The sequence below is a fragment of the Hyphomonas jannaschiana VP2 genome (genome assembly GCF_000685215.1).
Classification (GTDB): Bacteria; Pseudomonadota; Alphaproteobacteria; order Caulobacterales; family Hyphomonadaceae; genus Hyphomonas; species Hyphomonas jannaschiana.
The window spans coordinates 215,808-242,740 of record NZ_ARYJ01000005.1 but is presented as its reverse complement, the minus strand read 5'-3'; the positions used below and the strand labels follow the sequence as shown (position 1 = coordinate 242,740).

Below are 26,933 nucleotides of genomic sequence, written 5' to 3'. Positions count from 1 at the left end.
TCCACTGGAGGGACCCCGATGAATACCCAATCACTGCGTATCGCCTTGTCGGCGCTGACCATCTCGACACTTGCACTGGCCGCCTGTGGCGGGCCCGGCCGGTCGGACTATGCCGAATCGGCCCGGCCGTTGAACCCGATAATGCCCGCAACCGAGAAGTCGATGGCGGGCAATATTGTCGCCGAAGACGGCATCTATATGGAGGAGATGGATGCTGGTGGCGGCAGCCCGGGAGGGGAATCCGTCGCCCAGCAATATATCGCCTACTCCCATTCCCTCGGCATGCGCCTGCCCGTCGCCGCGATCGAGCCGACCCTGCAAGGCCATATCGACGCCTGCAACAAGGCTGGTCCGGCTGTCTGCATGGTGACGAATTCCTGGATGAACGCCTATTCGGAGGATTCGGCATCCGCCTCGCTGAACCTGCGCGCGACGCCCGACTGGATCGAGCAGTTCCTGAACGGGGTCGATGCCGAGGCAGAAGCCGCCAAAGGCGAAATCACGAACCGGCAGACAACCGCCGAAGACCTGACCGTTTCCATCATCGACACCGACGCCCGGCTGAAAGCGCAGCAAACGCTGCAGGCCCGGCTGGAACAGCTGCTGGCCGACCGGCCCGGCAAGCTGGGCGAATTGCTGGAAACCGAGCGCGAGCTTGCCCGTGTGAATGGCGAGATCGACTCGCTGAAATCCACGCTCGCCGCGCTTCGCCTGCGCGTCAGCATGAGCCAGCTGTCGGTCAACTATGAGACCAAGCGCAATCCGGTATCGCAGGGGGCGCTGGAGCCGCTGGCCCGTGCCTTCGGGGACTTCTTCTATAATCTCTCCAGCGCGCTCGCCGCCGTGATCACCGCCTTCGCCGTCGGCCTGCCCTGGCTGATCCTGATCGGCGTGTTCGTCTGGATCTGGCTGAAGCTGATCTGGCCGCGCATCCGCCGCAAGAAGAGCTGATCCTGCTTCCTCGCAAAACAAAGCCCCGCGGAGCGATACCGCGGGGCTTTTTCTGTTTGGAAGAAGGTCAGGCTTTCGCCTTGGCCTTTTTCTTCGGCTTGGTGCGACCGAGCAGCAGGTGCGCGATTTCCTTAGGCACGACCATGAGCATGTCGTGGACGGACCGGTCCCAGTCATCGAGGATTTCCTTGCCACGGACAGAGCCCGTGCGGCGGACATGTTCCTCGATCAGGGCCTTTGCCTCGCCGATATGTTCGGCCGGCATTTCCGGCAGCGGGTGCCAGTCGATCGAGTCGGGATTGGCAACCCGTTCGAACCGGTTGGTCGGATCCCAGATGAAGGCCGCCCCGCCCGTCATGCCGGCACCGAAATTGTCGCCGATGGGGCCGAGGATCACAGCGCGGCCATTGGTCATGTACTCACAGCCATTCGCGCCGCAGCCTTCGACCACAGTCTTGGCGCCGGAGTTGCGGACCGCGAAACGCACGCCCGCCGTACCGGAGGCGAACAGCTTGCCGCTGGTCGCACCATAAAGACAGGTGTTGCCAATGATCGCATCGCCAGAGGCTGAGCGCCTGTCTTTCGGACGCGGGGCCACAACAATGGTCGCCCCCGACAGGCCCTTGCCGACATAGTCATTGGCATCGCCGATGACTTCCAGCAGCAGGCCCTGCACAGAGAAGGCGCCGAGCGACTGGCCGGCCGAACCTTCGAGCCGGATATGCAGGCGGCCTTCCGGCAGGGCGTGCATGCCGAACTTGCGCGTGATGGCAGAGCTCGACCGTGTGCCGATGGCACGCATCGTGTTCTGCACGTCGTATTCGAGCTGCATCTTCTCACTGCGTTCGAAGAAGGGCTCGGCATCACGCAGGATCTGGGCGTCCAGCGTGTCCGGCACTTCCTCGCGGTGGGCCGGCTGGTAGACGATCGGCTTGTCGGTATCGACCTGAACCAGAAGCGGGTTGAGGTCGAGGTCGTCGAGATGCGTCGCGCCGCGGCTGACCTGGGCCAGCAGATCGGTACGGCCGATCGCTTCGTCGAGAGATTTCAGGCCCAGCGAGGCGAGGATCTCGCGTACGTCTTCCGCGATGAAGCTCATCAGGTTGACGACCTTCTCCGGCGTGCCGGTGAAGTGCGCACGCAGGGCCTCGTCCTGGACGCAGACGCCGACCGGGCAGGTATTGGAGTGGCACTGGCGCACCATGATACAGCCCATGGCGACGAGCGACGCCGTGCCGATACCATATTCTTCGGCGCCCAGCATGGCCGCGATGACAATGTCACGGCCCGTACGCAGGCCGCCATCGGTCCGCAGGGTGACCTTGTCGCGCAGATTGTTGAGCGACAGGATCTGGTGCGCTTCGGCAAGGCCCATTTCCCAGGGCAGACCCGCGAACTTGACCGACGTCTGGGGGCTGGCGCCCGTGCCGCCGACGCCGCCGGCGATGAGGATAATGTCCGCCTTGGCTTTCGCCACACCGGCGGCCACCGTGCCGACGCCCGACTGGGCAACCAGCTTCACGCAGACGCGGGCCTCCGGGTTGATCTGCTTCAGGTCGTAGATCAGCTGGGCCAGGTCTTCGATGGAATAGATGTCATGGTGCGGCGGCGGCGAGATCAGCGTCACACCTGGCGTCGCATGGCGCAGGCGGGCGATGAACTCGGTCACCTTGAAGCCGGGCAGCTGGCCGCCTTCGCCGGGCTTGGCGCCCTGGGCGACCTTGATCTCGATCTCGCGGCACTGATTCAGATATTCCGCCGTCACACCGAAGCGGCCGGACGCGATCTGTTTCACCGACGAATTCATATTGTCGCCGTTCGGCAGCGGGCGGTAGCGGGCCCGGTCTTCGCCGCCCTCCCCCGAAACCGACTTCGCCCCGATCCGGTTCATGGCGATGTTCAGCGTGCCGTGCGCCTCCGGGCTCAGCGCGCCGAGCGACATGCCGGGCGTCACGAACCGCTTGCGGATTTCATTGATCGACTGGACCTGCGTCAGCGGCACAGCCGGCAGCGTGTGCTTGAAGTCCAGCAGGTCACGCAGCTGGATCGGCGCACGGTCTTCCAGCGCGTCCGCGAATTTGCGGTACACAGAATAGTCACCCGTGTTACAGGCGGTCTGCAGCGTATGGATCAGCGTGCCGTCGAGGGCGTGCGGTTCATCCTTGGCGCGCAGGCGATAGAAGCCCCCGACGGGCAGCGAGATGACATCCTCGTCAAACGCCATTTCGTGCCGAACGAGCGCATTCTCTTCAAGACCCGCAAGACCAAGGCCGGATATCCGGCTGCTCATGCCGGGGAAATAGTCGGCCACCAGCGCGCGGGAGAGGCCCAGCGCCTCAAAATTATAGCCGCCGCGATAGGAGGAAATGACCGAGATGCCCATCTTGGACATGATCTTCAGCAGACCTGCTTCAACCGCAGCCTTGTAGTTCTGCACACACTCACCGAGCGACATGTCGCCATAAAGGCCGCGGGCATGCCGGTCCGTAATCGCATCCTGCGCGAGATAGGCGTTCACGCAAGTCGCGCCAACGCCGACGAGCACGGCGAAGTAATGGGTATCCAGACATTCGGACGAGCGCACCGTAATGGAGCAGAATGTCCTGAGACCCTGCGCGACAAGATGCGAGTGCACCGCTCCAGTCGCCAGGATCATCGGGATGGCCGTGCGGCTGGCGGACTGGTACTGGTCCGTCAGCACGATATGTTCGCGGCCTTCGCGCACGGCGTCTTCAGCTTCCTGACGGATGCGCGAGAGCGCTTCTTTCAGGGCGCTGCCATCATTGGTGACGTCTTCTGCCGGGAAGGTGCAGTCGATCTCGGTATAGGACACACCGAGCTTCGTCAGCAGGCGCTCATACATGCCATTGGTCAGCACCGGGCTTTCCAGAACGAAGACTTCCTGCTGCGACTTGTCCGTATCCAGTACGTTGCCGAGATTCTTGAACCGCGTCTTGAGGCTCATCACGCGTTCTTCACGCAGGGGGTCAACCGGCGGGTTGGTCACCTGGCTGAAATTCTGGCGGAAGAAGTGGCTCATCGGGCGGTAATTGAACGACAGCACGGCCGGGGCCGTGTCATCCCCCATCGAGCCGATGGCTTCCTTGCCGGATTCCACCATGGGCGACAGGATGAGTTCCAGCGTCTCCAGCGTGTAGCCTGCGGCCGTCTGGCGGCGCAGCAACTCTTCCTTGGCGAACATGGGCGGTTCGTCGCCGGGGCCGATTTCCGGCTCCAGTTCCGTCACCGCCGACAGCCATTCCTCATAGGGCGCCTGCGCGGCCAGATAGTCGACGATTTCCTTGTGGTCGTAGAACTTGCCGGTTTTCAGGTCCGCCGCGATCATGCCCCCGGCGGGGATCGAGCCGCGCTTGGCAACTTCGTGATCGCCGAGCGGGCACATGCCGGTTTCTGAACCGACTGCGAGAATGCCATCCGTCGTCAGCGCATAGCGCAGCGGACGCAAGCCATTGCGGTCAAGCCCTGCGATGGCCCAGCGGCCATCATAAGCCGCGATACCGGCCGGGCCGTCCCAGGGCTCCATGACCGAGTTGCAGTAATCATAGAGCGCGCGGTGAGCGAGCGGCATGACAGAGTCACGCTTCGACCAGGCTTCCGGAATCAGCATGGCCTTCGCCATCGGGGCAGATCGGCCGGACTTGCAGAGCAGTTCCCACACGGAATCGAGCGCGCCGGAGTCTGACGTGCCATCCGGGATCACCGGCTTCACGTCTTCGACGTGTTCGCCATAGGTCTCGGACACCATGCGGATCTCATGGCTCTTCATCCAGTTCTTGTTGCCGCGTACCGTGTTGATCTCACCATTATGGGCAATCATGCGGAAAGGCTGGGCCAGCGCCCATTGCGGGAACGTGTTGGTGGAATAGCGCTGGTGGTAGATCGCGAAGGAGGAGCTGAACTGCTCGCTCTGCAGATCGAGGTAAAACCTGTCGATGTCCTGCGCGAGGAACATGCCCTTGTAGATCAGCGACGCATTGCTCAGGGAGCAGATATAGAAGCTGGGGATGGCCGCTTCGCGGGCGCGACGCTCAATGCGGCGGCGGCAGATGTAAAGCGCACGTTCGAGTTCTTCGCTGGAACGGCCCATCGCATCGCGGAACATGATCTGTTCGATCGCCGGGCGCGTATCTTTCGCCTTCTGGCCGATGACCGACACGTCGATCGGCGGCTGGCGCCAGCCATAGATATAGAAGCCGAAGTGAAGGACTTCGGTCTCGACCAGCGTGCGGGCCGCTTCCTGTGCCGCAAAATCGGTACGCGGCAGGAAGATCTGGCCAACGCAGATCGGGGCATCCGTCGGCTTATGGCCGGTGCGGGTGACATGTTCGCGGAAGAATTCCTGCGGCACCTCCACACGGATCCCCGCGCCATCGCCCGTCTTGCCATCGGCATCGACCGCGCCGCGGTGCCAGACATTCTTCAGCGCCTTGATGCCCATCTCGACAATCTCGCGGCGCGGCTTGCCGTCCAGCGAGGCCACGAGGCCGACACCGCAGGCATCATGCTCGTCCATGGGATCATAGGCATGCGCCTCGATCAGGCGCTGGCGGTTTTCTTCGTACTGTTTCACATAGTCTGACATCTGATTACTCCGCCGCCACTTTCGACGCGCGTGCGTCCTGTCTCATTGCCTGGTGCATGGCTTCTGCTGCGTCCCGGCCATCCTTGATGCCCCAGACGACCAGAGACGCGCCGCGCACAATATCGCCGGCGGCGTAAACACCCGGCAGGCTGGTTTCCATCGTCGAATAGTCGACCTTCACCGCGCCCCAGCGATTGACCGAAAGGGCCGGTTCGTCGAAGAGGGCCGGCAGGTCTTCCGGGTCGAAGCCCAAGGCCTTGATCACCATGTCCGCTTTCACATTGAAGGTCTCGCCGGTTTTCACCGGGCTCTGGCGGCCAGACGCATCCGGCTCGCCCAGTTTCATCCGTGCGGCGCGCACGCCTTTCGCCTTGCCCTTGGTGTCAAGAATGGCCTCGGGGCTGGCGAGCCATTCAAATTTGACCCCCTCTTCCTCGGCATTCTGCACTTCACGCTGGCTACCCGGCATGTTGGCCCGGTCGCGGCGATAGAGACAGGTCACTTCCTTGGCGCCCTGGCGAATGGCGGTGCGGACACAGTCCATGGCCGTGTCGCCGCCGCCGATGACGACAACGCGCTTGTCCTTCGCATCCAGCGTGCCGACGTCGAATTCCGCCACAGCGTCGCCGAAGCCCTTGCGGTTCGATGCGGTGAGATAGTCCAGCGCCGCATGCACGCCGTCAGCGCCGGAGCCGGGGCATTTCAGATCCTTGGCCGCATAGACGCCGGTTGCGATCAGCACCGTGTCATGCGTATCCCGCAGCTTCTGCAGCGTTACTTTCTGCCCGACGCGCGTGTTGAACTTGAACTTGATGCCGGAGTCTTCCAGCCGCTTGATCCGGCGCTCGACGACATCCTTCTCCAGCTTGAAACCCGGAATGCCATAGGTCAGCAGGCCGCCGCCCCGGTCATAGGCATCATAGATCGTCACCTGATAGCCCTTGCGGCGCAGCTGTTCGGCTGCAGCGAGGCCTGCCGGCCCTGCCCCGATGATCCCGGCCGATTGCTTGCGCTCGCGCATCGGCTTGATCGGCTCCACCCAGCCTTCCGCCCACGCATTGTCCGTGATGTATTTCTCGATCGATCCGATCGTCACCGTACCATGGCCGGATTGTTCGATCGTGCAGATGCCTTCGCAAAGCCGGTCCTGCGGACAGATACGTCCGCAGATCTCCGGCATGTTGTTGGTTGCCGAAGAAACGCGCCAGGCTTCTTCCAGACGGCCCTCGGCGGCAAGACGCAGCCAGTCCGGGATATTGTTCTGCAACGGGCAGCCCTGCTGGCAGAAAGGCACGCCGCATTGCGAACAGCGCGAGGCCTGTGCCGCCGCCGCGTCCGCGCTGAAGGCATCATAGATCTCATCGAAATCCGCTGCGCGCTTATCCGCACCCCGCTTGTCAGGCATGGTGCGCGGAACATGTGTGAACTGCAGCATTTTCTCTGGCATACGGGCCTCCCGAAACTCTGATCAGGGCATAGAACCAGCGCGGCCGACGGGCAAGATGAATCTGCAACACTAAGTATCATTATGATATTGGATACTGAAAATCACCTCTCTACAGACCCTTCCTGCCGTTAGAAAACAGCCATTACATATCATAACGATATTGAGAAAAGCGCGTGCCTCCCGGCTCAAACCAAATTAGACCTGCGGGGAAAGCTCTGAAAGGCCAGCCCGTTGTCACTGCTACAGCTTGCCATCATCGCGACCCTGCAGGGGATCACGGAATGGCTGCCCATCTCTTCCTCCGCGCATGTTCTCCTCGCCTCCGACACGTTTGGCGTCACGGGACGCGATGAGCTCCTCATCAATGCCGTCTCCAATCTCGGCACGCTGGCGGCGATGCTGATCTATTTCCGCAAAGATGTGGGTCTCGCCATTCTCGGCGGGTTTGAGCTGCTGGCAGCGCCCGTTTCGAAGAAGCCCCTGTCGCAGGGCGGACGCCTCGCGGCCTGCGTGATCGTGGCGACGCCCATCGCGCTGATCGCCGCCCTGCTATACGAGGCCGTGCTGCCGCAAAACCTGCAGGACATGATGCGCAGCGTCTACACCGTGGCCGGGGCGACAATCTTCTTCGGCGCCCTGCTCTGGTGGGCGGATGTCGCCGGCCCGCGCACCCGGAAGGAAGAGGACATGACCCTCGCCCATGCGGCCCTGATCGGGGCAACGCAGGCCATCGCCGCGATCATCCCCGGCACCAGCCGGTCCGGCATTACCATGACCGCCGCCCGCGCGCTCGGCTATGAGCGTACAGAAGCCGCCCGCATCTCCATGCTGATCGGCGCGCCGATCCTCGCCGCTGCAGGCCTTTATGGCGCCTACGGCCTCTTCACGGCAGACCCGGACGGCACGGGTGTCCTGACCCTGCAGGACGGCCTCGTGGTGGCTGGCATCGCCTTCATCACAGGCCTTGCCTCGATCTGGGGCCTGATGGCTCTGCTCCGCCGGATGAGCTTCCTGCCTTTCGTGCTGTACCGCTTCCTGCTGGGCGCCCTGCTGATCCTCGGCTCACCGCTGGTCGGGTTCTTCTAGGCCGCCACCACAAATCCAGACACAAAAAAGCCGGCAACCCGGGTGGGCTGCCGGCTTTTTTACGGAAAACGAGAAAAGTGCCTCAGGCCTCGGATGCCTTGTGGAACTCGCCATAATCGCGGAAGCGCCAGAGATAGGTCGGCACGATGGCTTCGACCGATTCCAGCGTGGTCACGCCAAGGTCCGCCAGCGTCAGGGCGTCGTCGGCCACCACATTGTCTGTCTTCAGCATCTCGACCTGGTCGCCGGTGACCGGCGGCTGGCCCAGAAAGCCCCAGGAGAATGGCGGGACATAACGCCAGACCGCGCCCGACAGATAGCCCAGCGGCTTGGCCGCAAAGAAGGGCAGCGTGACCTTGAAGCGTGGACGATCGATGGTGGCGCAGATGAAGTCGTAGATCTCGTTCATCGTATAGACGCGCGGGCCGCCCAGCTCATAGGTCTTGCCTTCGGTCGATGCGTCATCGACGGCCACGGCAATCGCCTCGGCCACATCGCCGGCATACACGGGCTGCATCTTCGTCTTGCCGCCACCGATGGCGGGCATCAGCGGCGCAACGCGCGCCATCTGGGCGAACTTGTTGAAGAACTCGTCTTCCGGGCCGAACACGACGGAGGGGCGCAGGATCGTCGCGGTCGGCACAGCGCCGCGCACGGCTTCTTCGGCCGCGGCCTTTGTCTTGGCATAGTCCGATTTGGATTCGGCATCCGCGCCGATGGCGGACACCTGCACGAAGCGGGTAATCCCCTTCTCTGCCGCCACTTCGGCCAGAAGCGCCGCGCCTTCAGCCTGCGTCGATTCGAAGGTCTGCTTGCCCTTCTCGACTAGGACGCCAACCAGGTTCACCACGGCATCGGCGCCGTCCAGCGCCCGCTCGATCGAGGCGCGGTCACGGATATTGGCCTGAGAGATGTCGACCCAGCCCGGTGCCCCTGCGAGGCGCACATCGCCCGCCAGATTCACCCGCCGGCAGGCCACGCGCACACGCCAGCCTTTTTTCACCAGCTCACGGGCCGCATAGCGCCCGATAAAGCCCGATCCGCCGAAAATGGTCACCAAGCCCTTGGTCATTGTGGTCAAACCCTGCCTGAACGGTTGATTTCACGCCTTTCACCACACGCCGGGGGGCGTGTCTATGGCCGCTGTGTGGGGCGCAGCAGCGCACGGGCACCTGCACATAATGCCAGCAGATGCCGCTTCACGCATCTGGCGGATTGACAGTGCCGCGCCCTTGGCTCTATGACGCGCCTTCGCCGCTCCCCGGAGCGGAGACCCATCGGCCCAGATGGCGGAATTGGTAGACGCGCACGGTTCAGGTCCGTGTGCCGCAAGGCGTGGAGGTTCGAGTCCTCTTCTGGGCACCAAACCCTGCTTCGGCAGGGTTTTTTATTGTCCGGAATTCAGGCTGGTACGGGATGGCTGGTGTTGAACCAGTCCGTGAAGGCTGCCTGCTCCTCTCCCGTCATGTGCAGATAGAGCTTCGAGCGGCGGTGGAGGATGTCGTCGGCGCTGCGGGCGAATTCCTGTTCGACCAGCCAGCCGACCTCCCGCTCGGTGAGCCCGCCGCCAAAGTCCCGGCCGAGGTCCGCAAGCGTCTCCGCCTTTCCCAGCAGGGCGCGCGTCCGCGTGCCATAGGCGCGGGCGAGACGTGTCAGCAACTCGACCGGCAGGTGCGGATGGCTCAGCACGAGACCGGAAAGATAGGCATCGAAATTTGCCGCCGGAATGTCGCCACCCGGCAGGCTGGCTTTCTTCGTCCAGGATTTCGGCAGGCCCTCGAACAGGGGCGCAAGTTCGGCGACGGCCTCTTCGGCAAGCTCCCGGTAAGTCGTGATCTTGCCCCCAAAGACGGAGAGGATCGGCGCGCCGCCATCGGTCTCGTAGTGCAGCACGAAATCCCGTGTGACCTTTGAGGCCGATGCCGCATGGTCGTCATAGAGGGGGCGGACTCCCGAATAGGTGGCAACCACATCCGCCGGGGTGATGGTCCGCTGGTAGTATTCGCTGGCCCCTGCGCAGAGATATTCGATCTCTTCCGGGCTGATCTCCACCTTGTCCTTGTCAGCGGTGTACGGAATATCGGTCGTCCCGATCAGCGTATATTCGCCCCGCTCATACGGGATGGCGAACATGATGCGGCCGTCGGCATTCTGGAAGAAAAAGGCGTGCTCGCCCTCATGCCATTTGGGCACGATGATGTGACTGCCTTTGACCAGACGCAGATGCGTGGCTGTATCCTTCGGGTCGGCAAGATCAATGATCTCGTCCACCCAGCCGCCTGCGGCATTCACGACGGCGCGGAACTGGCGCGTTTCCGTCCCCTGCGCGGAAGTAAATTCGGCGTCCCAGTGACCCTTGTGGCGCACGAGCTTTGTGCAGGCAGTACGCGTGCGCACCTCCGCGCCGCGTTCTTTCGCATCGACCGCATTCAGGACGACGAGACGGGAATCCTCCACCCAGCAATCGGAATATTCGAAGGCGAGCCTGAATTCCTCCTTGAGCGGAGAAAGCTTGTCCGTCTTCCCCCGGCGCAGCATCTTTGTTGGCGGCAACATCTTCCGGCCGCCCAGATGGTCATACAGGAACAAGCCGAGCCGGATCAGCCAGGCGGGGCGCTGGTCCTTGTCATGCGGCAGGACGAACCGCATCGGCCAGATAATGTGCGGCGCAGCGCGCAGCAGGATTTCCCGCTCGATCAGCGCTTTTCGGACAAGCGCGAAATCATACATTTCCAGATAGCGCAGCCCGCCATGAATCAGTTTCGTGCTGGCAGAACTTGTATGCTGGGCCAGGTCATCCTTTTCCACGAGCACCACGTCGAGGCCACGCCCGGCGGCATCGCGGGCAATGCCCGTGCCATTGATACCCCCGCCGATGACAAGCAGGTCGTGCACCAGGCGCCCTACCCTTTCATCAGGCCGGCGGCCTTCAGGAATTTGCCGGCACGCAGCACCCGCTGCAGCTTGTCTTCAGAAGAACGATCGCCCTGGTTCGAATCCGGGTGGAAGCGCCGCACATATTCGGCGTAGCGCACGCGGATCTCGTTCGGCGACGCATCGGCCTCCAGATCCAGTTCCCGCAGCGCCCGCACCTGCAGGCTGGACCGGCGGCCGGATGTGGCATTGCCGGTCGCTTCGGCGACATCATCCATGTCGAAGAAGCGGCGCCCGGCCCAGCGGCGCGGGTCGAACTGGTCTGCGCTTTTCTTGCCCGCCATCGGGCCGGTACCGAAACGCCAGGTCCGCTTGTGGCCGAATCGCTCGGCCCGGGCGAACGCGGCCGCCTCAGCCTGCGACATGCCTTCGAAGAAATTGAAGCTGCGATTGTATTCGGCAATATGCTTGGCGCAGAAATGGTGGCGCCCCTTCCCGCCCCGCTTGGGCGCCGGGTGGCTGCCTTCCAGGTCGCAGCCCTTGTGATCGCAGACGCGTGTCTTGCGGGCACGCGCACGCGACACCTCGTCGGGCGGCGGGTTCACCCTTATATCGGTGAACTTGACTCGGTAGGGGAATGGATCGCCATCGGACATGACCCGGGATAATAGGGAGTGCGCGTTAAAGATGCCACAACTGACTGACAGACTGTCGCGGATTCATGACCTCCTGACGGAAGCTTTTGAGCCTGTTGAGCTGGAAATCAGCGATGACAGTGCCAAACATGCCGGCCATGCAGGCGCCAGGCCTGAGGGTGAGACGCATTACAGCGTGAAAATCGTCTCCCCCGCCTTTGAGGGCCTGTCACGCGTGCAGATCCAGCGTACCGTCATGCTGGCCCTGCAACAGGAATTCGACACCGGCCTGCATGCGCTGGCCCTCAAAGCCAGCGCACCGAAGGCCTGATTCTCAAGAATCTTCGGAACCCCTTTGCCTACCTGAACGTATTCTCCTCAACACCGTCGAGGAGAACGGGTGATGGTAATCAGGATGATCATGGCGGCTCTGGCCGCAGGCGGCTGCGTGTGCGCAGCCTCCGCAGAAGACACGGAGCCGCGCGCCGACCAATGGCAGTTGCAGGAGATCCGGGACACTGTCTGCGTAGCCAGCGACCAGGTGCTGTTCATCCCCGTCTCCAATGACCTTCCCTCCCGGGAAACAACCTACGCCCTCGTGCCGGCGGATGATCTCGATGTGATCAGCGCCCATGTCGTGACCCCGGACCAGCGCAAATGGCTGATCCGCCACGGCTGCAACAGCCCGGCCTCGCGCCAGCAGGCGGCAATGAATGTATCGACCGTGACGCCGGCTTCAGGCGGGCTCGATTACTGAGATATTCAGCCCGGTCACCTGGTTGCGCTGGCGGCGCAGCACGTTGAAACGGTATCCATGGAACACGAAACTCTGCCCGGCTTCCGGAATGGTCTGCGCTTCGTGAATGACGAGGCCGGCCACCGTGACGGCTTCATCGTCCGGCAGGTTCCAGTTCATCGCCCGGTTCACATCGCGGATCGGCACCCAGCCATCGACATTGACGGAGCCATCCTCCTGCGGGCGCACGCCCTGCACGGCGATGTCGTGTTCGTCATGGATAGAGCCGACAATCTCTTCCAGAATGTCTTCCAGCGTAATCAGGCCCTGTAATTCGCCATACTCGTCGATGACGAGGGCAAAGTGGCTACGTTCTTTCAGGAAGGCATCGAGCTGGTCCTGCACCGGCGTCGTTTCCGGCACGAACCAGGGTTTGCGCATGATCGCATCGAGATCGAGGCTGGCGAGGTTCCCGCCCAGCGGAATGATGGCCCGCAGGAGATCCTTGGCATGCAGAATACCGACGATCTCTTCCTTCTCGCCGCGATAAAGCGGGATCCGTGTGTGCGGGCTCGCCAGTGCCTTCATCACCATCTGGCGCGGATCGAGATCGGCGCTCAGCATCTTGATGTTCTTGCGGTGGATCATGACGTCTTCGACGGTCAGTTCCTTGAGGTCGAGCGCGCCGACGAGACGCTGGCGGTCGGCATCGCCCACCCCGCCTTCGGAGGCATGCAGGTCGATTGCGCCGCGGATTTCCTCATCCGCCGTGATCGCTTCGGCCGGTGCACCAAGGCCCAGAAGCTTCAGCGTCACCGAGACGATCGCCTGGATCGCCGTCACGATCCATGAAGCGAGCGCCACGAGAACGGAGATGATGCCCGCCACGCTCATGGCCATCGCATCCGGACGACCGATGGCATAGGTCTTCGGCATCACTTCGGCAAAGACGAGCACGAGGATCGTCATCACGCCGGTAGCCATGGCCATGGCCACACCGCCCTGACCGAAAAGCTGCGTGAACAGCGACGTTGCCAGGACCGAGGCCAGAATGTTCACGACATTGTTGCCGAGCAGGATGGAGCCGATCAGCCCTTCCCGATTGGAGATCAGCCGGTTAACGGCAGCAGCGCGCTTGTCGCCTTCCTTCTCCAGCGCATGCATGCGCGCCCGCGAGGCCGCCGTCAGGGCCGTCTCGGAGCCCGAGAAAAAGCCTGAAAGCGCCAGCAATACGAAAATGGCGATGATGTAACCGGCGATCATGTCAGCCCGTCTGCCCCTGTTATCCCTCTAGAGTTTCACTGCGCAGGAATTTCTCCACGGCGGCAAGGTCTGCATCGGGATGAATGTAGGCCTGTCCGATTCCGCGGGCGAGGATCAGCGGCACCTTCCCGCCGCTGGCCTTTTTGTCCTGCTGCATCAGCCGGACCAGTTCCGCTGCCGTATATGCTCCACCCTGCCGGCCGGGAATAGCCGCCTGCAATCCGGAGGATTCCAGCATGCGCTTCACCCTCGCAGCATCTTCCGCCGGTGTGATGCCTTCGGCGGCGCCATAGCGGAAGGCGAGCGCCATGCCGATGGCGACGGCTTCACCGTGCAGGAGATCCGGCCGGTAATTGTTTGCCGCTTCCAGCGCGTGGCCGAATGTGTGGCCAAGGTTCAGCAGCGCGCGTACGCCCTTTTCGGTCTCGTCTTCGGCCACGATCGCCGCCTTTGCCCGGCAGCTGACAGCGACGGCATAGGTGATCGCATCGGCCTTAAGCGCCAGCACGCGCGCGCCGTTCGCTTCCAGCCAGTCGAAGAAGGCCGGATCATTGATCAGGCCGTATTTGACAATTTCGGCATAGCCAGCCCGCAGCTCCCGCGCCGGCAGCGTGGCGAGCAATTCCGTGTCGGCGATCACCAGCCGGGGCTGGTAAAACGCCCCGATCAGATTCTTGCCGCGCGCGCTGTTCACCGCCGTCTTTCCGCCAACGGAAGAATCGACCTGTGCCAGCAGCGTTGTCGGCACCTGCACGAAGCCCATGCCGCGCTTCATCAGGCTGGCCGAGAGACCGGCAATGTCGCCGATCACCCCGCCGCCGAGCGCCACCAGAATGTCGGCCCGGTCTGCCCCGCCTTCGAGCAGCCAGTCGAGAATGGCTTCGAGATTGGTGAAGCTCTTGGTCTTCTCACCGGGCGTCAGCGCCAGCCAGCTGGATCGGATACCGGACGCCTCCAGCACCGCCTCAACGCGCGCCCGGTGGGCAGCTTCGACATGTTCGTCGGTCAGCACGAAGACGCGCTTCTGCTTCAGCATCGGCAACAGGCGCGGGCCCAGCTCCGCCAAGGCGCCATGCCCGACAAGAATATCGTAAGACCGGGCGCCGAGATCGACAGACACGGTTTCCAGTTCGGGGGCCGTTACACTCATTGGGGTTTCCAGGTCTTCAGGGCCTTCAGGATGGCATTCACCGTGTTCGTGTGCGGACCGTCCTTGGATCGCACGACGAGGTCGGCCTGCGAATAGATCGGCTCACGTTCGGCCAGCAGGTTTGTCAGCACGCTCTTGGCATCGTCGCGCTGCAGCAGCGGGCGGGTGTCGCGCTTCTGGACGCGCTTCCACAGGGTTTCGAGATCGGCATTCAGCCAGACCGTGATCGCATGTTCGCGCATCAGGGCCCGCGTCTCTTCATTGAGGTAGGCCCCGCCCCCGGTCGCCAGCACATGCGGCGGCATCGCCAGCAGGCGTTTGAGAACCTGTTGTTCGCCGCGCCGGAAGTCTGCTTCGCCATGCAGGGCGAAGATGTCGGAGATCGACAGGCCGGCGGCCTTCTCGATCTCTGAGTCGCTGTCATAGAAAGGCCGGCCCAGCTTCTCCGCCAGCCGCCGCCCGACCGTCGACTTGCCCGCCCCCATCAGGCCGACAAGCGCAATCGTGCGCGACTCATAAGGCAGAGCCGCCGGTTTTTGTTGCGCTGGACTGTCGCTGTCAGAAGGCATTCTGGACTTTCATGGCCGGTTCGGTTCATTTCCTATAGAGACGGTGAGGCCTTCGCAATTGGTGAAGGTGGACCGCAAAAGTCTGAATACAACCCAGAGGTGTGATCTCATGCGCAAATTCCTGATCCTGCTTGGCGTTTTGGCGGTGATTGGGCTGGCAGGCCTGTGGTGGCTGGGAACCAAGGCCGAACAGGGCAAGCCTGCCCCGGGCGAGATCCGGATCGAGGTTGAAGATGTGGTCTAGGCGCCTCCTTGCCGGCGCGGCCCTGGCCACACTCCTGAGTTGTCCTGCCCATGCGCAGATCGAGGACAGCTGGCTGGAACAGGTCGACCCGTGGGGAATCAGCTACCTCGAAGAGGACGAACCAGCCCTTCGCACCCGCATGTGGCGGGGCGCGCGCGGCGAAGACCTGCTTGCCCTGATGCAAGAGGCCCGGACGAAGGGCCTCAGCCCCGCAGAGCAGATGCTGATGCGCCGCCTCGCCCTGTCAGCGGGACAGGCCCCGGAAGGCGAAGACAGCGACGCGCTTCTGGCCGAACGCGCCCGCATCGCCTTTGAACTGGGCGAAGCCGCCGCTGCCGCCGGCCAGTTCGCTGAGCTGGGATCGCCGGATGCCGCCGCCATGGCAGCAGACCTGAACCTCGTTCTGGGCAATGAAGCCACCGCCTGCGAAGCCCTCACCACGCCGGGCCTTGAAGGCGATTACTGGCCGAAACTACGCGCCGTCTGCGCCGCGCTTGCAGGCAACACGTCCGGCGCCGAACTCGCCATGGAAATGGCGCAGGCCCAGGGCGTGGAAGACAGCTGGCTGTCCGCTGCGATCTTCGCCATGTCGGGCGTTGCACCGAAGCCGCCAAAAGCGAAGTTCGACAACGGCATCGGCTTCGTCATGTCAAACCGCGCCTTTCTGGAAGTGACGCCGGACGCTGTGCCCGAGGACCGCGCCGACATTGCCGCAGCTATGGCCCGGCGCAAGCTGACCCCGCCGGATGTACGCGTGAAAGCTGCCCAGATCGCGGCCGAGGCCGGCCTGATCGACCGGGAAGAATTCCGCATTGCCTACAATTCCGCCCTCGCCGCGGACGGTTTCAATCCGCGTACTTTGCTCAGCGAGGCGAAATTCGCCGATGCCGATGGCGCGCGCTCCGATGCCGAAACCGCCGAGGCAATCGCTGCCGCGCTGGAAGAGGCACAGGCGAACCCCGCCCGCTTTGCCGCGACCGCCAGCCTTCTGCGCGATGGCATGGCGCGGCTGCCGCTTGGTCCGGACACCGAGGACAAGGCGCTTCTCTTTGCCCGGGCCAATATTGCTGCAGGTGAACTGGAAGAAGCCCTGCGCTGGGTGACCCCGCCTGAACCAGAGCCGGAGCCTGAACCCATCAGCCTCGCTCCGGCCATGCCCACGGCCCTTCTGGAAGACATTGGCCCGGCGCCCGAAGACGACCCTGTGCCCGATGCCGCTGACAGTGCCGGACCTGACGACGATTCCAGTCTTGCAGAAGCGGGGCGCGAACAAGACCCCGGTACTGACGAAGACGCGCTCTCACCAGACCCGGAGCCTGAGCCGGAACCCGTTCCGGACCCGCCATCCTTCAACGCCGCCTGGATCGGCGCGCTCGTGATCCTTTCGGATCCGGATGCCAGCAAGAGCGCCATACGCAAAGCCGCAGACGACCTGATTGCGGCTGCGGAAATGGAGGGAAAGACCGAAGCCGCTGCCCGTATCTTTGCCCTGTGGACGGCAGCCGGCACAGCCCCGCCTTCCGAGGCGCGGACCTTCCTCTCGCTCGAAAGTCCCGTGTCCGATGCCTCGTCTGCTCCGGGTGACGCCATCGCGGTCTGGGCTGCCGCGCGCTCCGGCACGGCTGCGGAAGTCGTGCTGCGCACCGTCTCGCTGACCAATGGGGATGCGTCGGAACTTGGCCTTGCGGACATCACGCTCATCCTGGCGGCGCTGCAGGATGTCGGCGCGGAGGATGCCGCCCGCCTCCTGGCGCTGGAAGCGACGGGATACTGGAAAGAAGCGCCTTAACCTCGCATCTGACTTGATCTCTGCCGCAAAAGGCAGATGCTGCCCTCACTGAGATGGCCCGGACGAGAGGCCCGAGGGAGGAAAGCATGAAATATCTGGGACAGGCGAGCCTCGCCGTCTTGCTGCTTGCGGCGGGCTGCACCGCTCAGCAGGAAACGACCGCACCACCGGAAACAGCCGCAGCGACGCCGGAGGCGCTGGCCGAAACGGCACCAGCAGAAACATTGCCCCCTGCCCCGGCAAACCGGGTCGCCCTGTTCGGTGACCTGCATGTTCACACCGGCCAGTCCTTTGACGCCTTCATCTCTTCAGTTCGCGCCACGCCGGACGATGCCTACCGCTTTGCCAAGGGGGAGAAGATCACCACCGATGGCGGATACGACGTCCAGCTGAACGGCCCGCTCGATTTCCTGGCCGTGACCGACCATGGCGAATATATGGGCATCATGCCGGTGATGGCGACGCCCGGTTCGGCCCTCTCCCAGACCGCCTTTGCCAAGACCGTGTTCGGACCGGATGCCGAGAACCCGGCCCAGTCTTTCCAGAATGTCGGCCTCACCATCGTGTCCGGGGACGAGATCGAGGAGATCTATGACCGCGATGTGATCGACTCGGCCTGGCAGCGCGCCATCGACGCCGCTGAACGCCATTATGAGCCCGGCAAGTTCACCACATTCGCGGGCTATGAATTCACAGCCATGACGCCAGTACTGGAATCGGAAATCCCGGCGGCGGCAAACCTGCACCGGAATGTGATCTTCCGCGGTGAAGCGCCTGCGCGTCTCTTCTCCACACTCGATTCTCCGAACCCGGAAGACCTTTGGGACTGGATGGACGCCCAGCGTGCAGACGGCCGGGACGTCATGTCCATCCCGCACAATTCGAACGCCTCCAATGGCGAGATGTTCGCGTCCGAAACCTATGAGGGCGGAGAGCTGACGGCAGACTATGCCGTGACCCGTATGCGGAACGAGCCTGTCATTGAGATTACCCAGATCAAGGGCACGTCGGAAGTTCACCCCTCCCTTTCGCCGAATGACGAATGGGCCAATTTCGAACTCTACGAGACCTTCATCGGCAGCGCAGCCAAATCCTCTCCACATGTTGGAGACTATGCCCGCAACGCGCTTGCCCGCGGCCTTGGCCTGGCAGACACGAAAGGCTTCAACCCGTTCAAGTTCGGCTTCATCGGTTCCAGCGACACGCATATCGGCGCCGGACCCTTCATCGAGGAAAAATTCTGGGGCAAGTTCCCGGCAGACGGCGCCGATCCCGCGGCGCGCCATTCCATTCCGCCGAATGGCGCAATGACCTGGGACGCCACGGAAACCGAGGCGTCCATTCCCGCCGATGGTGTGATGGTTCCGAACATGCGGCGCCTGCTGGCTGCCAGCCAGTACAGCGCCTCGGGCCTTGCCGGTGTGTGGGCGGACGAAAATACGCGCGAAGCCATCTTCGATGCGATCCGCCGCAAGGAGACATTCGGCACATCAGGCCCGCGCCTGAAGGCCCGCATGTTCGCAAGCTTCAACTTTGAGGATGGCATCCTCTCCGATCCGGACCTTGTCGCCAACGCCTATGAGTCAGGCGTCCCGCAGGGCGGGAACCTGACCGGCACTGGTGCAGCGCCGCAGATCCTGGCCTGGGCGATGCGCGATCCGGACTCCTATCCCCTGCAGCGCGTGCAGGTGGTGAAAGTCTGGACCGATGCCGACGGCACAGCCCATGAGGCCGTCTATGATGCGGCCTGTTCCGGCGGCGCCCTGCCCGATCCGCAAACCCATCGGTGTCCGGACAATGGGGCCAGCGTTGACCTGACCGACTGCTCCACGAATGACGGCACAGGCGTCGGCGAGATGAAAGCCATCTGGACCGACCCGGACTTCGACCCGGCACGGCGGTCAGCCTACTACGTCCGTGTGCTGGAAAACCCGTCCTGCCGCTGGTCCAGCTGGGATGCCGCCCGCAATGGCACGCCGCCCAATCCGGATATGCCCTCGACCATCCAGGAACGCGCCTGGACGAGCCCCGTCTGGTATAATCCGGAAGGTTAATCACTCTGGCCGAAGCCTGGGCTGAAACGCCCGGGCTTCGGCCGGCATCTTGTTCACGCCCTTTCAATGTATGCCTGCCAGGCTGGAGGCATGTCTGATCGCGCGCGTATCGAAGCCTTCCTGGAAATGATGTCCGCCGAGCGGGGCGCTTCGCCCAATACGCTCGACGCCTATGGGCGCGACCTGCTGGACGCGTCTGAATATTGCGGCGGAAAGCTGGAGACCGCAGGGGCGCGGGACCTGGCCGGTTGGCTGGCAGACCTCGCTGCACGCGGCATGGCGCCGTCGTCTCAGGCCCGGAAACTTTCTGCCGTCCGGCGCTTCTTCCGCTTCCTGTTCGAAGAGGGCGACCGCAAGGACGATCCGACGGCAAAGCTGGACGGACCGAAACCTTCCCGCGATGTGCCGGATGTGCTGTCACGCGAGGAAATGGCCCGGCTGATTGATGCCTGCGGGGAAGACCTGCGCCTGAAGGCGCTGGTCGAATTGCTCTACGGCGCAGGCCTGCGTGTCTCGGAACTTGTGTCGCTGACGCTCGGCTCCCTCCCCCGCCGCAAGGGCGAGCGCTGGGTGACGCGCGATGTCATCATTCGCGGTAAGGGCGGCAAGGAACGGCTCTGCCCGCTGGGCGGCCCGGCACTGGCAGCGCTGTCGGACTGGCTGGCCGTGCGCGAAGAGACACTGCCCAGGAACAGCCTCGCCCGCACGCGCGCCGAGAAATTCGTCTTCCCGTCTCGCGGCAAGGAAGGCCATCTGACGCGCCGCCGCCTCGGCCAGTTGCTGGAAGAGCTGGCGATCATGGCGGGGATTCGTCCGGACCGGGTGCATCCGCACGCCCTGCGCCATGCCTATGCTACCCACCTTCTGATGGGCGGCGCTGACCTGCGCAGCGTGCAGACCCTGCTCGGTCATGCCGACATCGCCACGACGCAGATCTACACCCACGTCCTGACAGATGAACTCGCCGAACTGCTGGAAACCGCCCACCCGCTGGCCAGCCGCTGAGCCTCAAAACAGCTAAACGCGCTTGCGATCAGGCGGTCATGGGCCGATATTGCCGGCTTAAGATGTGGAGAGAGCCCATGGGCCCGTTGATTAAAGCGATTATCCCGGCCGCGCTGCTGACCGAAATTGCAGCCATTGTGTTCTTCACGGCCACCTGGTCGATCCTGGCAGAAATGCATTTCGGCAAGTCGGTCATTCTCGGCGGCGAAGCAGTGACGGCCATTGGCGTCATTGCAATCGGTGTTGCCGTCTTCCGCCGCGCCATCCGCTCCGAAAAGCGCATGGCAGCAGGCGAAACAACGGCCGACGCGTAGGCGGTTAAAGCCGCCAATTCATTATATTTCGATTGCGCCCGACCCGCGTGTCTGGACCCAGAAGGCGTGGATGACGCCCGGGAGCCAGCCAATCAACGTCAAAAGCACGTTGAGCAGGAGCTGCGTACCAATCCCTTCCTTGAGTGCCACAGGCACTGGCGGGAACAGGATGGTCAGCAGGATCATCAGAATAGACATGTTTTGACCTTTCTCATCAGCTGTTCACCCCCGAATAACGCCTGACCGCAAGGGTCGTTCCCTCTGTTGGTGTCGCGGCAATCTGAGGATTTGACGCGGTGCAACATTCGCCCTAGGCGTATCGGCAAAAGTCAGGGGCAGAGAACATGTCACAGAAAACACCGCGCAATTTCTTCAAGCCGCTCGCCATTGGGGCGCCCGAGCCCATGCGAGACCTCCCCGTCAAGCTGGAGCGGATGATCCATTTCGTGCCGCCGCACCTGGACAAAGTGCGCGCGAAAGTGCCGTCCATGGCCCCGGGCGTCGACGTGATCCTGGCCAACCTCGAAGATGCCATCCCGGCAGATGCCAAGGATGCGGCGCGCGCAGGCGCCATCGAGATGGCCAACATGTATGACTGGCAGGGCAACGGCACCGGTTTCTGGAGCCGCGTGAACCCGCTGAACTCCCCCTGGTTCCAGGAAGACGTGTCGGAACTGGTACTGAAAGCCGGCCACCAGCTGGACGTCATCATGCTGCCCAAGGTCGAAGGCCCGTGGGACATCCACTTCGCTGACCAGTATGTCGCCCAGCTGGAAGCCAAGGCCGGCCTGACCCGCCCGATCCTGTTCCACGCCATTCTCGAAACGGCGCAGGGCATGGCACTGGTCGAAGACATTGCCCTCGCCTCCCCGCGCATGCAGGGCATCAGCCTCGGCCCGGCAGACCTGGCGGCAGACCGCAAGATGAAAACGACCCGCGTCGGCGGCGGTCACCCCTTCTACCGCGTGATTGAGGATCCGAAGGAAGACGGCAGCGCCCGCGCCAGCGCCCAGCAGGACCCGTGGCACTACACGATCGCCCGCATGGTCGATGCCTGCCGCATGGCCGGGATCAATGCCTTCTACGGCCCGTTCGGTGACATTGCCGACCTCGACGCCTGCGAACAGCAGTTCCGCAACGCCTTCCTGCTCGGCTGTTCCGGCACCTGGAGCCTGCACCCGAACCAGATCGCCATCGCCAAGAAAGTCTTCAGCCCGGATCCGGACGAAGTGAAATTCGCCCGCAAGATCCTGGCCGCCATGCCGGACGGCACGGGCGTCGCGATGATCGACGGCAAGATGCAGGATGACGCCACCTGGAAACAGGCCAAGGTGATCTCCGACCTCGCCGATCTTGTCGCGAGCAAGGACCCGGATTTGGCAAAAGCCTATTCTGGCGATTAGTGTGGGGAGCGGGGTTCCTGGGGCAACCAAGGAGAAACGCTTTGAAATTTAGCCATCTGCTCGCCGCCGCCGTCTGCGCCATTCCGCTAGCAGGCGCGGCACACGCTGAAAAAAATTACCATGGATTCAAGCCGGAAACGGTCGACGCTCTGAATGAGAAGCTGGAAACGCCTTTGAGCGAGACCACTCTGGAAGTGCTGAGTCATTCAACAGAGATCGAGCCATGCGGCGGCACACAGGCCGTTACAATGAACCCGCCGGAAGGCTGGCAGGACCGGCTCGAGACAGCCCACGCCGCGGGCGGGGATCAGGCGCTGCCTGTACCGACCACAGGCCTGACACTCGAATATCCGGCCGTCTACCAGCTGTTGGGTGTGGAAGGTGCGTGCGAGGCGATGTTCGACATCACGGCGGGCGGCAAGACGCAGAACATCCAGACAAGCTGCAGCCTGCCCGGATTCGACGAGGCCGCCGCGAACGTGTTCGCGCCCTTAGAATTCGAACCGGCCGAAGGCCAGGACAGCCCCGCCATCGACAATGTACTCGTCCCGGTCAATTTCTGCCGGACCGAGGAAGACAAGGCCGCGGCGCCCTGATCGGCTCTTTCCCTGCCAGCGCTGCGTGCTAGGTTGTTCCAACGACAACCGGAGCAAGACCCATGCGTGCAAGACAGGCCCTGATCGCGGCAGCGCTGCTGCTGGCGGCTGGATGTACGGCCCCTGCTCCGGAGGCATCCGGAACGGCAGGAGACCCCGCCATGGCGACTGATCCCGACACGCCCGCAACGCCCACCTCTTTCGAGGACCGGGAAAAGGCGATGACAGACGCCGCGCGCTCCGGCCCGAACACCTATGCCAGAGGCTGCAAGGCGCTACGGGCGGAACTGGACAAGACGCCCCTGCCGGAAAGCATGCAGGCACGGGTGGATGAAAGCGACGTCGCCAAACTTGGCGGCCCTGCGCATCCGCCAATTGCCGCCACAGGCCGGGTGCGCCTGCCAGACAGCCTCGCCGCCCTGAAACAGAGCGCGGTCTGCGATCTCGTTTTCGACATCGACGAGACCGGCACCCCCAGACAGCCCGAAGCCCGCTGTTCTGACCCGGCCTTCGAAGCGCACGCCCTGGCGGCGCTCGCCGAATATCGATTTGAGCCCTACACACTGAACGGCAAGGCCCTGCCCGTGTCGGGCGTGATCATGCCAATGGAGTTTTGCATCAATGACTAGGCAGCATCTTGTGCCAATGACCGGCTATGCGCCGAATCTGCAGCGCTGGTTCGACTGGATGGAGAGCGACCATTCGCCGGAAGGCCTGTCCGGCCAGCTGGCGGACGATGTCGTCTTCCGCAGCCCGGTCGTGCACACGCCGCAAGAAGGCAAGCCGGTCACCATGGCCTATCTCACAGCCGCGGGTGAGACGCTGGGCGGCGACACGTTCCGCTATGTCCGCGTCTTCGATTGCGGGGACAAGGCGGTGCTGGAGTTCGAATGCGTCATGGACGGCATTCAGGTGAATGGCGTCGACATGATCGAATGGAACGTCGACGGTCAGATCTCCGATTTCAAAGTCATGGTCCGCCCCCTGAAGGCTATCCAGACGGTTCACGCCGCCATGGGCGCCATGCTGGCGAAGATGAAGGCCGGCGCGTGATCCCTCCGACATTGACGACAGACCGTCTGATTCTGCGTCCGTTTGAAGAAGCCGATTATCCGCATGCTGTCGCCATGTGGGGCGATGCCGATGTCGTCCGCTACATTGGCGGCGTGACGCGCAGCCCGCAGGATGTCTGGTTCGCCTCCGTGCGCGGACGCGGCATGTGGGACGTGAAAGGCTTCGGCTACTGGACGGTGATCGATCGCGAGACCGGCACCTGGCTGGGCGAAGCCGGTTTCTCCGATTTTAAACGGGGCATGACGCCGGACCTGTCGGAATGGCCTGAAGCCGGCTGGGCCTTCGGGCGCGCCTCCTGGGGCCGCGGCATCGGCAGTGAGGTCGTGAAACGGATGCATGCCTGGCTGGATGAGACCCATCCTGGCAAAAGCGTCTGCATTATCGATGAAGCGAATACCGCCTCACGCCGGGTTGCGGAAAAGGCAGGCTATATGCTGTGGACGATGTCGGCGCTGCGCGACCATCCGGTCACGGTCTATCACCGACTCCCCTAGCTCGCCTTGCGGGAGGTCGCCGAGCGGGTTTCCCAGCCGCGCAGAAGTTCCAGGAACCCTTCCTGCGGAAGGCCCGGGGAGTAGAGGAAGCCCTGCGCCATGGAACAGCCGCGCCGCGACAGGAACTCTGCCTGACGGTCAGTCTCGACACCTTCGGCAACGGTCTTCAGGCCCAGCGTCTCCGCCATCGCGAGGATCATCTCGACAATCGCGGGTGCCTGACGGTCCGCATCCAGAGCAGAGACAAACTGCCGGTCGATCTTGAACACGTCGAATGGCAGCTGCGTCAGCATGGACAGATTCGAATGCCCGGTGCCGAAATCGTCGAGAGCGAGCTTTACGCCGAGTGCCCGCAGAGGACGCATGACCCGGTCCACCTTGGTCGGATCGGACACAGCCATGCTTTCCGTGATTTCCAGTTCCAGGCGGCCGGGCGGCAGACCCGTCCGCTTCAGGACTTCGAGAACCAGATTGGTCAGGTCGACCGTCATGAACTGACGCGGAGACACGTTGACGGCGACGGAGACGTCAAAGCCTTCCTTCATCCAGACCACGGCACATTCGCAGGCTGATTCGAGAATCTGTTCGCCGATCTGGTTGACCAGACCAGTTTCCTCCGCCAGCGGAATAAAGGCCGCCGGGGAAATGATCTTGCCATTCGCACGCTGCCAGCGGGCAAGCGCTTCGCAACCGACGATCTTTCCGGTGGCGAAATCGACCTTCGGCTGGAATACAGCCTTGAATTCGCGCGCAGCCACAGCCTCGCGCAGCTCAGCCTCCAGCATGTACTTGCCCCGGGCCACGCGGTTGAGGCGTGGCGAGAAATAACGGAAGCCCGAGGCCGATTCCTGACGCACCTGCTGGAGCGCCAGATCGGCATGGCGGAACAGTTTCTGCGCCGTGTCGGCATCTTCCGGCGCCATGACGATGCCGCCGGACATGCCGACACTGATCGACTGTCCGTTGATCTCGAACGGCTGGGCGAAGGCCACACGGATGGACCGCGCAATATTCGATACGCTTTCCCGCGTGATGGCATTCGGCAGGAAGATCGCGAACTGATCATTGTGCAGGGCCGCAACCATGGACCCTTCAAGGCTCGCCGCGACCGGGGCGTCGAGATGGGCCAGGCAGCCGGTCAGGCGCTCCCCGACCGAATTCAGCAGTGTGTTGGTGGCAAGGCTGCCGAGACGTTCGGCAGCACGGCCGAACTGGTCAAGGTCGAGCAGGAAGAAGGCGGCCGGCGCATCAAACGAGGCGAAGGGCAACTTGCGTTCGATATAGGCCTCAAGCGCGATCGTATTGGGCAGGCCTGTCTGCTGGTCGACATAGGCGATCCGTTCGAGGCGTTCATTCTCGCGGCGCAGATGGCTGACCCGGCGCGTCACCGCAACACGCAGACGGCGCAATTCCTTGAACATCACCGATTCCACACCGCGCGGGCGCATGGACGTCGTATCGTCGAGATAGGCCAGGAATCTCTGCAGGACGCGCTGGAACGAGCGGGCCAGGAGGAATGATGCGCCCGACGAAACGACAAGCGACATCAGCATCAGGCCAATCATGACCTCCGGAGGCGAAGCAAGTTCGGTCCAGGCCTTGCCCTCGACGAGCACGCGGTAGGACTGTTCCAGCATCACAACGGCGGAAAAGACCAGAACAGCCGCAATTGCGCCGGCAAACGCGGCGAAAGCCGGCAGCGTCATCGAGCCGAAAAACCGGCGTATCTGCGACAGTTTGCGCAAAATTACCTCGCCTCGGCACGCCGCAGGGCGTGCTTTCCCGAGCGCACATTCCCCCAATATGTTTAGAAATCAGTGAACAAGATGCGCTAGCTGTAGCGCGATCTACACACTATATCGGCACCCATGACCCAGAACCGCACCGCAACCGTCAGCCGCAAGACCAAGGAAACGGATATTTCCGTGACCCTCGACCTCGACGGCACAGGAAAATCCGACATCCAGACTGGGATCGGATTTTTCGACCATATGCTGGAAAGTTTCTCCAAGCATTCCGCCATCGACCTGACCGTGCGCTGCGACGGCGACCTGCACATCGACATGCACCACAGTGTCGAGGACACCGGCATCGTCATTGGACAGGCCATCCTGAAGGCGCTGGGCGATTTTGCCGGCATCACCCGTTTCGGCACGGCCTATATCCCGATGGACGAAACGCTGAGCCGCGCGAGCCTCGACCTCTGCAAGCGGCCTTATCTGGTGTGGAAAGTACAGTTCACGCGCGACAAGATCGGCGAAATGGACACCGAGCTCTTCAAGGAGTTCTTCCACGCCCTCGCCGGCAATGGCGGCATGTGCCTGCACGTGGAGAATCTCTATGGCGAGAACTGCCACCACATCGCCGAAAGCTGCTTCAAGGCGACGGCTCGCGCCCTGCGTGCCGCCGTCACGGTCGACCCGCGCCTCGGCGGCCAGCCCGCGAGCACCAAGGGCAGCCTCTGACCCGGCGGCGCAATCGCCTTTAATTCTGCACGCCCGATGTAATCGCAGGCTCGCATCCCCATGTATGGGATACGGAATATTTTTTCCGTGCAGATGAAAGCCAATCCGATGTCCTCCCAGAACAACAAAAACAAACAGGACAGACCTGGAAAGCCCTCGCAGCCGATGTCGCTTGAGGAAA

Annotated in this window: 25 protein-coding genes and 1 tRNA gene; 16 read left to right on the top strand and 10 right to left on the bottom strand. The window is 63.0% G+C overall.

Annotated elements, in window-relative coordinates; all coding sequences use genetic code 11:
* The first annotated feature begins 18 nt into the window (after nucleotides 1-18).
* Nucleotides 19-951 carry a DUF4349 domain-containing protein gene (locus HJA_RS09755; RefSeq protein ID WP_035581495.1) on the top strand — a complete coding sequence of 311 codons (933 nt, stop codon included), beginning with the start codon at nucleotides 19-21 and terminating at the stop codon, nucleotides 949-951.
* A gap of 67 nt (nucleotides 952-1,018) precedes the next feature.
* Here the strand turns inward: HJA_RS09755 and gltB are convergent, their stop codons facing one another.
* A complete protein-coding gene (gene gltB / locus HJA_RS09750) occupies nucleotides 1,019-5,554 on the bottom strand; it encodes a glutamate synthase large subunit (protein ID WP_035581493.1) in 4,536 nt (1,511 codons plus the stop codon).
* A 4-nt stretch (nucleotides 5,555-5,558) separates the two neighbouring features.
* Nucleotides 5,559-7,001: an NAD(P)-dependent oxidoreductase gene (locus tag HJA_RS09745; protein WP_035581491.1), complete on the bottom strand. Its 1,443-nt coding sequence runs from the start codon at nucleotides 6,999-7,001 to the stop codon at nucleotides 5,559-5,561.
* A gap of 231 nt (nucleotides 7,002-7,232) precedes the next feature.
* Between HJA_RS09745 and HJA_RS09740 the strand changes: the two genes are divergently transcribed.
* The gene (locus HJA_RS09740) at nucleotides 7,233-8,087 is read left to right on the top strand and encodes an undecaprenyl-diphosphate phosphatase (protein ID WP_035581489.1); all 855 of its coding nucleotides are present in this window, start codon (nucleotides 7,233-7,235) and stop codon (nucleotides 8,085-8,087) included.
* Between the two features lie 82 nt (nucleotides 8,088-8,169).
* Here HJA_RS09740 and HJA_RS09735 read toward each other — a convergent pair whose 3' ends face one another.
* Entirely contained in the window at nucleotides 8,170-9,159 is a 990-nt protein-coding gene (locus HJA_RS09735; RefSeq protein ID WP_035581487.1) for a complex I NDUFA9 subunit family protein, read from the bottom strand.
* A 208-nt stretch (nucleotides 9,160-9,367) separates the two neighbouring features.
* Between HJA_RS09735 and HJA_RS09730 the strand changes: the two genes are divergently transcribed.
* A tRNA-Leu gene (locus HJA_RS09730) sits at nucleotides 9,368-9,452 on the top strand.
* Between the two features lie 36 nt (nucleotides 9,453-9,488).
* Here the strand turns inward: HJA_RS09730 and HJA_RS09725 are convergent.
* On the bottom strand, nucleotides 9,489-10,982 hold the full coding sequence (locus HJA_RS09725) for a glycerol-3-phosphate dehydrogenase (RefSeq protein ID WP_241764337.1): 1,494 nt from the start codon (nucleotides 10,980-10,982) through the stop codon (nucleotides 9,489-9,491).
* 8 nt (nucleotides 10,983-10,990) lie between these two features.
* Nucleotides 10,991-11,617 (bottom strand): J domain-containing protein, encoded by a 627-nt coding sequence (locus HJA_RS09720; RefSeq protein ID WP_035581484.1) that lies wholly within the window; start codon nucleotides 11,615-11,617, stop codon nucleotides 10,991-10,993.
* Nucleotides 11,618-11,648: 31 nt separating this feature from the next.
* Between HJA_RS09720 and HJA_RS09715 the strand changes: the two genes are divergently transcribed.
* Together HJA_RS09715 and HJA_RS09710 are read left to right on the top strand one after the other, a co-directional pair.
* Nucleotides 11,649-11,927 (top strand): BolA family protein, encoded by a 279-nt coding sequence (locus tag HJA_RS09715; protein ID WP_035581482.1) that lies wholly within the window; start codon nucleotides 11,649-11,651, stop codon nucleotides 11,925-11,927.
* A gap of 72 nt (nucleotides 11,928-11,999) precedes the next feature.
* Nucleotides 12,000-12,353: a hypothetical protein gene (locus HJA_RS09710; protein ID WP_155839915.1), complete on the top strand. Its 354-nt coding sequence runs from the start codon at nucleotides 12,000-12,002 to the stop codon at nucleotides 12,351-12,353.
* Here the strand turns inward: HJA_RS09710 and HJA_RS09705 are convergent.
* From HJA_RS09705 to HJA_RS09695, 3 genes are read right to left on the bottom strand one after another with little or no spacing between them, the layout of a single operon-like run.
* On the bottom strand, nucleotides 12,333-13,595 hold the full coding sequence (locus HJA_RS09705) for an HlyC/CorC family transporter (protein ID WP_035581477.1): 1,263 nt from the start codon (nucleotides 13,593-13,595) through the stop codon (nucleotides 12,333-12,335). The genes HJA_RS09710 and HJA_RS09705 overlap by 21 nt on opposite strands.
* Before the next feature lie 19 nt (nucleotides 13,596-13,614).
* Nucleotides 13,615-14,745: a 3-dehydroquinate synthase gene (aroB, locus tag HJA_RS09700; RefSeq protein WP_035581475.1), complete on the bottom strand. Its 1,131-nt coding sequence runs from the start codon at nucleotides 14,743-14,745 to the stop codon at nucleotides 13,615-13,617.
* Complete coding sequence (locus tag HJA_RS09695) at nucleotides 14,742-15,314, bottom strand: shikimate kinase (RefSeq protein WP_035581473.1); 573 nt, start codon at nucleotides 15,312-15,314, stop codon at nucleotides 14,742-14,744. Before HJA_RS09695 ends, aroB begins: the two co-directional genes overlap by 4 nt.
* Before the next feature lie 109 nt (nucleotides 15,315-15,423).
* On the opposite strand from HJA_RS09695, the gene HJA_RS18770 reads away from it, so the two are divergent.
* The 5 genes from HJA_RS18770 (at nucleotide 15,424) to HJA_RS09675 (ending at nucleotide 20,720) form a co-directional block, all read left to right on the top strand.
* Complete coding sequence (locus HJA_RS18770) at nucleotides 15,424-15,558, top strand: YdgA family protein (RefSeq protein ID WP_162177047.1); 135 nt, start codon at nucleotides 15,424-15,426, stop codon at nucleotides 15,556-15,558.
* Nucleotides 15,548-17,347, top strand: a complete 1,800-nt coding sequence (locus tag HJA_RS09690; RefSeq protein WP_035581471.1) for a hypothetical protein — start codon at nucleotides 15,548-15,550, stop codon at nucleotides 17,345-17,347. Before HJA_RS18770 ends, HJA_RS09690 begins: the two co-directional genes overlap by 11 nt.
* Nucleotides 17,348-17,433: 86 nt before the next feature.
* Complete coding sequence (locus HJA_RS09685; protein ID WP_051597557.1) at nucleotides 17,434-19,401, top strand: DUF3604 domain-containing protein; 1,968 nt, start codon at nucleotides 17,434-17,436, stop codon at nucleotides 19,399-19,401.
* 90 nt (nucleotides 19,402-19,491) lie between these two features.
* Entirely contained in the window at nucleotides 19,492-20,406 is a 915-nt protein-coding gene (locus HJA_RS09680) for a site-specific tyrosine recombinase XerD (protein WP_035581469.1), read from the top strand.
* 77 nt (nucleotides 20,407-20,483) lie between these two features.
* A complete protein-coding gene (locus tag HJA_RS09675) occupies nucleotides 20,484-20,720 on the top strand; it encodes a hypothetical protein (RefSeq protein ID WP_035581467.1) in 237 nt (78 codons plus the stop codon).
* 21 nt (nucleotides 20,721-20,741) lie between these two features.
* Here HJA_RS09675 and HJA_RS18380 read toward each other — a convergent pair whose 3' ends face one another.
* Nucleotides 20,742-20,918 (bottom strand): YqaE/Pmp3 family membrane protein, encoded by a 177-nt coding sequence (locus tag HJA_RS18380; RefSeq protein WP_081814629.1) that lies wholly within the window; start codon nucleotides 20,916-20,918, stop codon nucleotides 20,742-20,744.
* Nucleotides 20,919-21,064: 146 nt separating this feature from the next.
* On the opposite strand from HJA_RS18380, the gene HJA_RS09670 reads away from it, so the two are divergent.
* The 5 genes from HJA_RS09670 (at nucleotide 21,065) to HJA_RS09650 (ending at nucleotide 24,287) form a co-directional block, all read left to right on the top strand.
* Nucleotides 21,065-22,123, top strand: coding sequence for an HpcH/HpaI aldolase/citrate lyase family protein (locus tag HJA_RS09670; RefSeq protein ID WP_035581465.1), 1,059 nt, complete (start codon nucleotides 21,065-21,067; stop codon nucleotides 22,121-22,123).
* 41 nt (nucleotides 22,124-22,164) lie between these two features.
* Complete coding sequence (locus HJA_RS09665; protein WP_035581463.1) at nucleotides 22,165-22,719, top strand: energy transducer TonB; 555 nt, start codon at nucleotides 22,165-22,167, stop codon at nucleotides 22,717-22,719.
* A 62-nt stretch (nucleotides 22,720-22,781) separates the two neighbouring features.
* Nucleotides 22,782-23,348, top strand: a complete 567-nt coding sequence (locus HJA_RS09660; RefSeq protein WP_035581459.1) for an energy transducer TonB — start codon at nucleotides 22,782-22,784, stop codon at nucleotides 23,346-23,348.
* Nucleotides 23,341-23,772: a nuclear transport factor 2 family protein gene (locus HJA_RS09655; protein WP_206741706.1), complete on the top strand. Its 432-nt coding sequence runs from the start codon at nucleotides 23,341-23,343 to the stop codon at nucleotides 23,770-23,772. Before HJA_RS09660 ends, HJA_RS09655 begins: the two co-directional genes overlap by 8 nt.
* On the top strand, nucleotides 23,769-24,287 hold the full coding sequence (locus HJA_RS09650) for a GNAT family N-acetyltransferase (RefSeq protein WP_051597556.1): 519 nt from the start codon (nucleotides 23,769-23,771) through the stop codon (nucleotides 24,285-24,287). The genes HJA_RS09655 and HJA_RS09650 overlap by 4 nt, the downstream gene beginning before the upstream one ends.
* Here HJA_RS09650 and HJA_RS09645 read toward each other — a convergent pair.
* A complete protein-coding gene (locus tag HJA_RS09645; RefSeq protein ID WP_051597555.1) occupies nucleotides 24,284-26,032 on the bottom strand; it encodes a putative bifunctional diguanylate cyclase/phosphodiesterase in 1,749 nt (582 codons plus the stop codon). The genes HJA_RS09650 and HJA_RS09645 overlap by 4 nt on opposite strands.
* A gap of 123 nt (nucleotides 26,033-26,155) precedes the next feature.
* On the opposite strand from HJA_RS09645, the gene hisB reads away from it, so the two are divergent.
* Nucleotides 26,156-26,752: an imidazoleglycerol-phosphate dehydratase HisB gene (gene hisB, locus HJA_RS09640; RefSeq protein ID WP_035581455.1), complete on the top strand. Its 597-nt coding sequence runs from the start codon at nucleotides 26,156-26,158 to the stop codon at nucleotides 26,750-26,752.
* Nucleotides 26,753-26,933: the final 181 nt, after the last annotated feature.

Bases quoted from the DNA above. Each gene is read 5' to 3' on its own strand.
- HJA_RS09755 (WP_035581495.1), top strand. From the start codon at position 19: ATGAATACCCAATCACTGCGTATCGCCTTGTCGGCGCTGACCATCTCG.
- gltB (WP_035581493.1), bottom strand. From the start codon at position 5,554: ATGTCAGACTATGTGAAACAGTACGAAGAAAACCGCCAGCGCCTGATC.
- HJA_RS09745 (WP_035581491.1), bottom strand. From the start codon at position 7,001: ATGCCAGAGAAAATGCTGCAGTTCACACATGTTCCGCGCACCATGCCT.
- HJA_RS09735 (WP_035581487.1), bottom strand. From the start codon at position 9,159: ATGACCAAGGGCTTGGTGACCATTTTCGGCGGATCGGGCTTTATCGGG.
- HJA_RS09720 (WP_035581484.1), bottom strand. From the start codon at position 11,617: ATGTCCGATGGCGATCCATTCCCCTACCGAGTCAAGTTCACCGATATA.
- HJA_RS09715 (WP_035581482.1), top strand. From the start codon at position 11,649: ATGCCACAACTGACTGACAGACTGTCGCGGATTCATGACCTCCTGACG.
- HJA_RS09710 (WP_155839915.1), top strand. From the start codon at position 12,000: ATGGTAATCAGGATGATCATGGCGGCTCTGGCCGCAGGCGGCTGCGTG.
- HJA_RS09705 (WP_035581477.1), bottom strand. From the start codon at position 13,595: ATGATCGCCGGTTACATCATCGCCATTTTCGTATTGCTGGCGCTTTCA.
- aroB (WP_035581475.1), bottom strand. From the start codon at position 14,745: ATGAGTGTAACGGCCCCCGAACTGGAAACCGTGTCTGTCGATCTCGGC.
- HJA_RS09695 (WP_035581473.1), bottom strand. From the start codon at position 15,314: ATGCCTTCTGACAGCGACAGTCCAGCGCAACAAAAACCGGCGGCTCTG.
- HJA_RS18770 (WP_162177047.1), top strand. From the start codon at position 15,424: ATGCGCAAATTCCTGATCCTGCTTGGCGTTTTGGCGGTGATTGGGCTG.
- HJA_RS09690 (WP_035581471.1), top strand. From the start codon at position 15,548: ATGTGGTCTAGGCGCCTCCTTGCCGGCGCGGCCCTGGCCACACTCCTG.
- HJA_RS09685 (WP_051597557.1), top strand. From the start codon at position 17,434: ATGAAATATCTGGGACAGGCGAGCCTCGCCGTCTTGCTGCTTGCGGCG.
- HJA_RS09680 (WP_035581469.1), top strand. From the start codon at position 19,492: ATGTCTGATCGCGCGCGTATCGAAGCCTTCCTGGAAATGATGTCCGCC.
- HJA_RS09675 (WP_035581467.1), top strand. From the start codon at position 20,484: ATGGGCCCGTTGATTAAAGCGATTATCCCGGCCGCGCTGCTGACCGAA.
- HJA_RS18380 (WP_081814629.1), bottom strand. From the start codon at position 20,918: ATGTCTATTCTGATGATCCTGCTGACCATCCTGTTCCCGCCAGTGCCT.
- HJA_RS09670 (WP_035581465.1), top strand. From the start codon at position 21,065: ATGTCACAGAAAACACCGCGCAATTTCTTCAAGCCGCTCGCCATTGGG.
- HJA_RS09660 (WP_035581459.1), top strand. From the start codon at position 22,782: ATGCGTGCAAGACAGGCCCTGATCGCGGCAGCGCTGCTGCTGGCGGCT.
- HJA_RS09655 (WP_206741706.1), top strand. From the start codon at position 23,341: ATGACTAGGCAGCATCTTGTGCCAATGACCGGCTATGCGCCGAATCTG.
- hisB (WP_035581455.1), top strand. From the start codon at position 26,156: ATGACCCAGAACCGCACCGCAACCGTCAGCCGCAAGACCAAGGAAACG.